General features: G+C 53.7%; 10 protein-coding genes. 3 read left to right on the forward strand and 7 right to left on the reverse strand.

The features are described from left to right. Positions 1-262: 262 nt before the first annotated feature. The gene (locus AC2VLY_RS09565) at positions 263-979 is read right to left on the reverse strand and encodes a methylated-DNA--[protein]-cysteine S-methyltransferase (RefSeq protein ID WP_486892516.1); all 717 of its coding nucleotides are present in this window, start codon (positions 977-979) and stop codon (positions 263-265) included. A 318-nt stretch (positions 980-1,297) separates the two neighbouring features. Between AC2VLY_RS09565 and AC2VLY_RS09570 the strand changes: the two genes are divergently transcribed. Next, positions 1,298-1,657 carry a Y-family DNA polymerase gene (locus tag AC2VLY_RS09570; RefSeq protein ID WP_486892515.1) on the forward strand — a complete coding sequence of 120 codons (360 nt, stop codon included), beginning with the start codon at positions 1,298-1,300 and terminating at the stop codon, positions 1,655-1,657. 99 nt (positions 1,658-1,756) lie between these two features. Here the strand turns inward: AC2VLY_RS09570 and tnpC are convergent, their stop codons facing one another. Genes tnpC through tnpA form a run of 3 tightly spaced genes read right to left on the reverse strand, consistent with a single transcriptional unit; the run spans position 1,757 to position 4,128 of the window. Further along, positions 1,757-3,403: an IS66 family transposase gene (tnpC, locus tag AC2VLY_RS09575; protein ID WP_486892514.1), complete on the reverse strand. Its 1,647-nt coding sequence runs from the start codon at positions 3,401-3,403 to the stop codon at positions 1,757-1,759. A gap of 48 nt (positions 3,404-3,451) precedes the next feature. Then, a complete protein-coding gene (tnpB, locus tag AC2VLY_RS09580; RefSeq protein WP_486892513.1) occupies positions 3,452-3,799 on the reverse strand; it encodes an IS66 family insertion sequence element accessory protein TnpB in 348 nt (115 codons plus the stop codon). Then, complete coding sequence (tnpA, locus tag AC2VLY_RS09585; RefSeq protein ID WP_486892512.1) at positions 3,790-4,128, reverse strand: IS66 family insertion sequence element accessory protein TnpA; 339 nt, start codon at positions 4,126-4,128, stop codon at positions 3,790-3,792. Before tnpA ends, tnpB begins: the two co-directional genes overlap by 10 nt. Positions 4,129-4,193: 65 nt before the next feature. On the opposite strand from tnpA, the gene AC2VLY_RS09590 reads away from it, so the two are divergent. Continuing rightward, a complete protein-coding gene (locus tag AC2VLY_RS09590; protein ID WP_486892511.1) occupies positions 4,194-4,682 on the forward strand; it encodes a DNA polymerase thumb domain-containing protein in 489 nt (162 codons plus the stop codon). Between the two features lie 2 nt (positions 4,683-4,684). Then, entirely contained in the window at positions 4,685-4,924 is a 240-nt protein-coding gene (locus AC2VLY_RS09595) for a DinB/UmuC family translesion DNA polymerase (RefSeq protein ID WP_486922168.1), read from the forward strand. Positions 4,925-4,995: 71 nt separating this feature from the next. Here the strand turns inward: AC2VLY_RS09595 and AC2VLY_RS09600 are convergent, their stop codons facing one another. The 3 genes from AC2VLY_RS09600 to AC2VLY_RS09610 form a co-directional block, all read right to left on the reverse strand. Further along, on the reverse strand, positions 4,996-6,021 hold the full coding sequence (locus tag AC2VLY_RS09600; protein ID WP_486892510.1) for a DNA-3-methyladenine glycosylase family protein: 1,026 nt from the start codon (positions 6,019-6,021) through the stop codon (positions 4,996-4,998). A gap of 211 nt (positions 6,022-6,232) precedes the next feature. Next, positions 6,233-6,994, reverse strand: a complete 762-nt coding sequence (locus AC2VLY_RS09605) for an isocitrate lyase/PEP mutase family protein (RefSeq protein WP_486892509.1) — start codon at positions 6,992-6,994, stop codon at positions 6,233-6,235. Further along, positions 6,991-7,374: YbaK/EbsC family protein (locus AC2VLY_RS09610; RefSeq protein ID WP_486892508.1), on the reverse strand; the 384-nt coding region annotated here is incomplete at its 5' end. The genes AC2VLY_RS09610 and AC2VLY_RS09605, both read right to left, overlap by 4 nt.

Below are 7,374 nucleotides of genomic sequence, written 5' to 3' on the forward strand. Positions count from 1 at the left end.
CGGCCCCCAGATCGTTCCGAAGGGCATCTATCAGCATGATATTACTCCTGGGGGAGCCCACTCGAAGATAACGCGCACAACCCGACAACTCCTGTAATATCAAATTGCAGACTCATATTGCTCGCGTGACGAGGAAACCTTCGCTATGGCACATCCATGTCGTCATAGAGTGGGAACGTCTATCCCACTGGTTACGCCCAACGACCAAGCCTTCTGGCGCAATGAAGATTTTCCATCCGATCACGGCGTCTAGATATGAGTTTTATGGATTACAAACTTTACAAGCACTATAGCCATTTTCAATTGCTTCATTCTTTGTATCGTAAAAAATCACATTCTCTCTCTTTGGTTTTTTGGCTCTGCACGAAGGCAAACAATATATCATCGTCGTTTTTACGGCAGTAAAAAAAGAACCGTCATATTTTTTATCTTTGGAGCCGAGAAATTCATATTTCTCATCATCACTCAAAACGCAGTGGCTTTGCTCCAGCTTTAGCAAGCGCTTTTTTACGGTCACGCCACCACCATAACCACCTAAATCGCCGTTACTTTCAATGATTCGGTGGCAAGGTATGGCAAGAGCTATGGCGTTTGCACCATTTGCACTGGCTACTGCACGAACAGCTTTTGCATTCTCTATGTTTTTTGCTAATTGCAAATAGGTTGAAGTAGAACCGTAGGGTATTTTCATCAGCGCGTTCCAAACACTCTTCTGAAAATCGGTTCCAACCATTAATAATGGAATGTCAAATTCCTTTCTGTTTCCATTCAGGTATTCGTCCAGTTGTTCTTTTGCTTTTGTCAGTGTCGCGTTATCTTGTTCTGAAAAGTCTGTTTTAAGCCAAATTTTTATCCTGTTATCAACAGTGGTTCTCATTTTTCTATACCTGAAATCAAGCAAGCATAAGCGACCATCAAAAGATCCCAGTATTAGTTCACCTATTTTTGTTTTGTGATATTGGATATTGATTTGATTCATTTGCAATACTCCTGACTTTTTGAGCTCATAATGTGCGAATTCAGCGGCGCTAATTCGCGCAGCGGGTGGACGTCCATGGAATAGAAATGTTCAGGGGCTGATCCTGCATGACAATCGATTAGACCAGCAGTGTCGCCGTTCTATCCACAGACCGATCGTCTTGAACCTGTTTTACCCTCTCGTCACGCTACCGTTTTCTGGTGCGCATAGGCCAGCACTTTCAATCGCGCTATTCCCATTACATCGTTACATACTCAAAGACATCCCCCTCCTCAGGTCGGTTCCTGATAGAATATAAGCAACTGAGGAGACTGCCCATTGCCGAGCCTACTGACAGAACCAGTTGCCGATCTTCGCAAGATCATCCATGTGGACATGGACGCTTTTTTCGCCGCCGTGGAGCAAAGGGACCATCCCGAACTCCAAGGGCAACCCGTCATCGTCGGCGGCGACCCGGCCGGTCGAGGTGTCGTGGCCACCTGCAGCTATGAAGCCCGTCAGTTTGGTATTCATTCTGCCATGACGGCAGCACGCGCCCGGTCACTCTGCCCCAAGGCGATTTTTCTGCGCCCACGCATGGAGGCTTACCGGGAAACCTCGCGTCAGGTCATGGGAATCCTGCGGCGCTATACCCCTCTCGTGGAGCCCTGTCGCTGGACGAAGCTTTCCTGGATGTGACGGCGGCCACCGCCGATGGGGTCCTGGCGGTCCAGATCGCCCGGGAGATTCGTTTGTGCGTAACCGTTCGACCAACCCACCTTTTGGAAGGTGTGCCGATCAGGTTACGGTAGGGCTTGTCCAGTTCCAGGGGAGTAGTTCGTGGAGTTTTTTAGCGGGCCAAGTGGGGAGTTTGTCGAGCACGTCGCAGAGATAGGCGAAGGGCTCGACGTTATTGAGCTTGCAGGTCTCGATCACGGTGTAAAAGGCTGCCGCCCGTTCGCCACCGGCGTCATTACCGGCGAAGAGGTAATTCTTGCGGCCGATGGCTACGCCCCGCAGTGCGCGCTCCACCGGGTTGTTGTCGATGCTCAATCGCCCCTCTTGGAGATAGAGGGTCAGCGCCTGCCAGCGCTTCAGGGCATAGCTGATAGCCTTCGCGATAGCGCTCTTGGGCGCTACCTGCATCTGTACATCGGTGAGCCAGGCATGGAAGGACTCCAGCAAGGGACCAGCGCGTTCTTGTCGGGATTGGGCTTTGCGCTCCGGGGGATCATCCTTGATCTCGGCTTCGATCTCATAGAGCTTGCGGATGCGCAGTAACGCATTCTGCGCCACCGGGCTGGGAGCCCCTTCGTTGACATCGTAAAAGTGTCTCCTGACGTGGGCCCAGCATCCGGCTTCGATGATACCTCCCTTCCGGTAGAGAGCGTCGTAGCCGCTGTAGTCGTCGGTCTGCAGGATCCCCTGCCAGTCGCCCAGGAAACGCTGGGGATGGATCCCCTTGCGATCCGGGGCATAATCGAAGACGACAACGGGATGCAGAGCATCCGCCTGACTGCGGTAGACCCAGAGGTAGGCTTTCTGCGTCTTGCCACTACCGGGATGGAGAACCGGCAGGGGCGTCTCGTCGGCGTGCAGGATGCTGCCCATCAGCAACGCTTCCTTGCAGGCCCCGGCCAGAATGTTGAGCCAATATTCTCCCTGACCCATCCAGCTGCAAAGGGTAGAGCGGGAGATCGGCACACCGGCGCGAAGGTATTGCCCTTCCTGCCGGTAGAGCGGGAGATGGTCCAGGTATTTGGCGGTCAGGACCTGAGCGAGGGTCCGCGCAGTGGGCAGTCCCTTGTCGATGACCTGCGCTGGCAGTGCAGGGCTTGTCAGGGTGCCGCAAGGGCGGCAGGCCATCTTGGGGCGCACATGGCGGATCACCTGGAAGTGGCCGGGGACGTAGTCGAGCTTTTCCGTGATTTCCTCGCCGATGGTCTCTAAAGGCGCGCCACATTGGCTGCAGGTGCAACTTTCGGGGTGGTGCCGTACCTCCACCCGCGCCAAGGTGTCAGGGAGTTTCATCCGGCCCGGATGACGACGGGGTGCAGGCTTGTGGGTGGACGCTGGGTTTTGGGTCGCGGCACTGTCGGCGAGCACGGCATCGAGCTCGGCCTCTACAGCGGCGATCTCCGTCTCCAGAGCTTCCTGCCAGAGGCTGAGTTGGTCGGCAGAGAGCTTTTCCGAGCGCCGCCCAAATCGCCAACGTTGCAACTTGGCAATGGTCATTTCCAAGCGGGCGATGGTTTCATCGCGAACGGAGAGATACTGGTCCTTTTGGGCTATGACCTGATGTTGCTCTGCAATCTGCTGCCGGTAGTTGGCCACCTGAGATACATATTCCCGATCCTTTTCTTCGCGCTCGTGCAGGAGCTGCAAAACCATCTCGCGCAGAGCGTTGGGATGTTTGGGGAGAGCATCTGGAGTCGTTGATTTCATGGAGAAATACTACCAGAAATCCGCAGGAAAGGCAAGCATTTCCGTCACTTACAAGGTCGTTGGAGTACAGAGTTTCAGAGCGGGCAATGGGGTCCAAGGACGCCCCTCCACCAGCAATGCCCACTGCGCTGCCGAGAGTTCGATGGCACCATTCTCCATCCGCGGCCAATGGAGTCTTCCCTGGTCCAGGCGGCGATATAAGAGCCAGAATCCCAGCCCATCCCAGAGCAAAAGCTTCAGGCGATCTCCACGCCGGTTGCGAAAGACAAACGCATGACCGCAGAAGGGATTGGCCGCCAGAACCCCCTGCACCTTGGCCGCCAAGCCATCAAAGCCCAGGCGCATATCTACCGGTGTCGCCGCCAGCCAGATGCGGCTCCCCGGACTCAGCCACATGGTCCTTCCAGAACCCGTACCAAAGACTGCAACCAACTCGTATCCAACGGCGCCGAGAGCTTCAGGCTACGCCCCGACAACAACTGGATTTCCACTGCTGGCATCGAGGCTCGATTCGGTGCCAAGGTAATCGGTAAAAATTCCTCAACGCCCGAAGCCATCACCGGTGACTCTGCCCTCTTCCCCAAGCGCTTGCGCCAATAATACCAGTTGGCCACGGCAATCCCCTGCTGCGCACAGTACGCCTTGACCGAAAGACCGCTCGCCGCAAATCCCTCCATCTGCTGCCGCCAAAATTCCTCTTTCTCCACACGCTCTCTCTTCGACATCACTACCCCCTCCGGTGAAAACCCGGGGATAGCGTCAGCGAAAATTCAGGCAATAAAAAGATGGGTTGGCTGCACGCTTACGTTTGTGCATCCAGCAGGAAACCGGTCTGACCGCTTCGGCAGGGGTATCTTACAACAAGTTGCTGGCTAAACTCGCTTCCGATTGGCGCAAGCCCAACGGACTCTTTGTGGTTCCACCGGAAAACGGCCTGGCCTTTCTGTCTCCTCTCTCCGTTGGCAAGCTCCACGGTATAGGGCCTGCCACCGTGAAAAAGTTGTCATTCACGGGGATCCATACAGTTCTGGATCTCCGAAATGCCGCTCGGGAAACATTGATTGCACAATTCGGGAAGGCAGGTCTTTGGTTTTACGAGATTGCCCGAGGCATAGACAAACGTCCCGTTCAACCCAGTCGTCAGAGGAAATCTGTGGGCACCGAGCGTACCTTTCCACAAAATCTGGAAGACCCACAGCTCATGCTGACAAATCTGCAGGAAATGGCGGGCCAGGTCGTCGCCGTCTCCAGTCGCTGGGGCTGGCGGGACGTACTGTAAGCATCAAAGTACGCTTTTCCGATTTCGAAACAGTCACACGAGCGCATACCCATGCGCAGGCTGTTTGGCACACAGAATCCATCATTGTCTGCTTGCCTGGCTTATTGGCCAAGGCCATTCCTGCTGAGTTGCAGGCTTCCGTCCGGTTGCTCGGCGTGGCCGTGAGCGGTTTGAACTGTCTGGAGGAATCTCCCACGAATGCTGGTCAGATGAACTTGCTTGAAGAGGCATTGCCCAAATAGATGGCAGAGCAGCATTAGTTGGAACCTCTCCAGTCACTCTCGCCCTGTACCCCGGTTATCCTGATAGTCACTCATTTCGAAGAATCTTGCTGTAACTTCATCCACCAATAAAACGCGATCCAACTCCTCCATCCATGAAACCGCTCTGTGATGTCACGCACGTCCATTTCTGAAGCTGTCCGCCCTAATCCATAAAGTTTTCCGGCCACCCTGCGTAGCCCTATATCCGCTGCCGGTATGCAGTCCGGATAACCTAATCCGCGCATTAGTACATACTCAGCAGTCCATCTGCCCACGCCTCGGAATTGCAGGAGATGGCTGATCGCCTGTTCCTGTGGGAGCGCATGGAGCGCATCAAAATTGAGCCGACCGTCGACTACGGCTGCGGAAACTGCAGTGATATATTCCGATTTCTGGCGACTGAACTGTAGGGCCGCCAATTCTTGCTGATTTGCACATGCAACCCGTTCTGGCTCGGGGAACAGGTAATACTCCTGATCACCCATGCGCGCCGATTCCCCACAGTGTTTCAGAAAACGGCATTTGAGACGATGCGCGAATGTCACGTTAATCTGCTGTCCAATAATGGCCCAGATCAGAGATTCGTAGGGAGACGCTATGCGCACTGGCCACATGCCGTAGAAGCGTTCCTGAAGCTGCTGCAACGGCGCATCCTGCTTCCCAAGGGCGAGAAACGCTCGCGGATTTTGATCAAGATTCAGCATGTTTCTGGCCCATTGTTCGCTGGCAGCACAAATCGCACTGGAAATTTGCTGACCACTATGTATGTCCAGGAAAAGGGCCGGATGTCTCACATCGGCGGACTCACTACGCACAACCAGCTGAACGGGAATCCCCTCCAGATACAGCATCCGCTGTAACCCCGTATCAAGGTCCACTTTTTCGAGCACAGCAGAGGGAGAACTCCGCAGATATTCCATCGCCCAGTGAAAACTGTAGGGCGGTTTTACAGGCAGTGAGATCGTGGCGTGGTTTTTTATCTGTTGATCAAACTCCATGGCCGTTCTGTATTTTCCAGATACCATCTTTCCCTGCCCAGCGGGAACCCCTTCATACGCCGACAGTCTGGTCTTCACGATATACTCCATGAATCAAAGGTGGAATGGGGGCACGGTTTCGGGGACGTCGACTTGCTCACTCTCTCACACGTGGAACCCGTTGGGTGGTTGTAACCACCCAACGGGGGAGTCACAGCCTGCTTTTCGGCGCAATTTGCGGCACCCGAGGCCGACTATCACATTCCTACTGATGGCGACTAACAATAGTGGACCTATAATGTTTTAATTTTTAATCAACAAGATAGGATGGCTCCCCGCTGGCCAGAAAGCGTTTTGCTGAGGCGACGCTCGTTTTTTGAATCGAATCCCGAAAGAAATTTCCAAAACTGATACGCGCCACACCGGCGCCCGACAAATCCTTTACCGACACTTTGGTACCGGGTAATAGCATCGCGTTAACGGGAGCAGAGACCTCAGAGCACAGACGTGCAAGCAACGAAACATCCAGCAAGCCAGGTACGAACACAGAATCTGCACCGGCTCTGATATAAGCTTTGGCTCGTTTAACTGTATTAACTAAGTCGTCGCCTTGAAGAATGGTGTCAATTCTGGCGTTGAGAACGCCCCCGTCCACATGAGCATTTTGAACCTGCTTGACTGCTTCGATGATCCGACACTGCTCGTCTATATGTCTTAGACCTGAAGATGACTTCAATGAATCCTCAAGATTCAACCCATCGATGCCAGCCGCATAAACGCACTCAGCATTCGCCGTGATACCTTCCAGAGTAGAAGCGTAGCCAGCCTCGAAATCCATAGACACGGGACCATCGAATTGCTCGACTGCCGCGATGCAAACGTTGAGTGCATCTGAGAAGGCCAGAACCTCGCCATCTTTGAGGCCACGATCAGCTGCAATGGCCGCACTGCTTGACCCCAACACGGGAAAACCTGCCTCGGCCATGATTTGAACCGACTGCAGATTCCAAAAATTACCGACGAGTAGCGGACTCTCGACGGTGTGCAGTGAAAGAAAATTGGATGATCTCATTCGTGCTTCTCCTGTTGGGCTACTTCGGCGAAAAGAGGGGAGGCGACCTGTACAAGGTCATTGAAATTTAGCTTTAGCGAGAGCATAGGGCTTCCCGAGCCGATGACGTACTGAGTAAAACGCTCAGCCAAGCGAATATCAAATACCAAACGAATGGTTGGGTCCAAGGCGAATGGCGGGAACGTACCAGAAACACATTTCATAAGCAACTCTGCTTCGCGGCGTGGTGTTACTTTGATCTGTCTAAGATCGCACCCCTGCGCGGCATTGGAAAAATTAAGCCGACAATCCCCAGGGATCGTGAATAACACGTTAACCTCTTCACCCCACTGCCTGAAGCCCTTCATAAGCATTGTCTTGGCGGCTTGTCCAAGCGGATG

The sequence above is a fragment of the Acidithiobacillus sp. TH-A36 genome, from assembly GCF_057473445.1.